This window comes from Nonomuraea sp. NPDC001636 (assembly GCF_040298265.1).
Classification (GTDB): domain Bacteria; phylum Actinomycetota; class Actinomycetes; order Streptosporangiales; family Streptosporangiaceae; genus Nonomuraea.
In genome coordinates this window covers 1-1,241 of sequence record NZ_JBEOZT010000101.1, presented here as the reverse complement: position 1 = coordinate 1,241, position 1,241 = coordinate 1, and the positions used below count along the sequence as shown (strand labels likewise).

Here is a 1,241-nt window from a genome sequence, read left to right as displayed (position 1 = left end):
CTACTTTGCGTCTGGTGACACCGACCCTTGCGACATGAGGTCGCACGTGGCGAGTGACTGCGTTGAAGGAGGATCGATCATGTCGGGAACGTAGTCCAGGTCAGTGTTCGAGACCTGTCCTCACCCTGACGTGCGTCGCGGGTAACTGCGAGGTGCGGAGCTCAGGGGAAAGCCCAAGAGCCGCCGTCCGTCCGGTGGTCACAGGCGAGAGGAAGGCTGGGAGGGGCGAATGATCGTGAATCCTCGCTGATGCCTCGTTATGTCAACGCTCCGGGACGGAAGGCCAGACCGGAGTGTCAGGGACCAGCCGTTGAGAGACGGCAGGCGGCGGTCGGGGAGGGTTTCCGGCCGTGGGAACACCGCCGTCCCCGGGGTACAGAGGACGCCCGGCCCCAGCCGTGTCTCGCGCGTGCGGAACATGGAAACCCCGTCCGGGTCCGCGCCCTGAACAAGGGGCGTGGTAGGCCGACCGCAAGGAGAGCTGAACTCCCTGGCGGGAACAGGATGCCCAAGAAGCGAACGCCGGTGGCCGAAAGGCAACGGGAAACCGAGACTGTTAGGGCCGCTCCTCCAGCGGATGGTCTCGGATAACCGGCCGGATACCGGGCCTGGTACCCGGCCCCGAAAGGGGGCTGACGTGGGCAGGTGAGCCTTTGACGACCAAGCGCCGGATCCGCCGGCACCAAGGGACAAGTTGGACGCCGCATGGTGAACGGACCCGAGGGCCTGCTCCTGGACATGGATGCCGATCGATGGGAACGCATCGACTGGCGCAGCCAGGAGGAACAGGTACGGCGGCTGCGGAGCCGAATCTTCAAGGCGGTTCAGGAAGAGGACTGGCCCAAGGTCAGGAACCTGCAGAAGCTGATGCTGCGCAGCCGGGCCAACACGCTCATCAGCGTGCGCCAGGTGACGCAGCGCAATGCTGGCCGCAAGACCGCGGGCATCGACGGGGAGGTCGCGCTGACTTCCGAGGCCAGGGCCGAGGTGGCGGTGCGCGTGCACGCCACGATCGGAGCCTGGAACCCGCGCGCGGTCAGGCGGGTGCACATTCCGAAGGCCGGTAACGCGGCGAAGCTGCGCCCGCTCGGCATCCCGGTGGTCATGGACCGGTGTCATCAGGCACGGGTCCGTAACGCGCTGGAACCCGAATGGGAGGCACGGTTCGAACCCCGATCTTATGGGTTCAGACCGGGCAGGAGCTGCCAGGACGCGATCGAATCCATCTTCCAGGCCACTAG

1 protein-coding gene is annotated in these 1,241 nt (G+C 66.2%); it reads left to right on the top strand.

The features are described 5' to 3' along the window. Nucleotides 1–705: 705 nt before the first annotated feature. Nucleotides 706–1,241 (top strand): reverse transcriptase N-terminal domain-containing protein (locus ABT158_RS51220; RefSeq protein WP_352366779.1); only part of this gene is annotated, 536 nt, incomplete at its 3' end.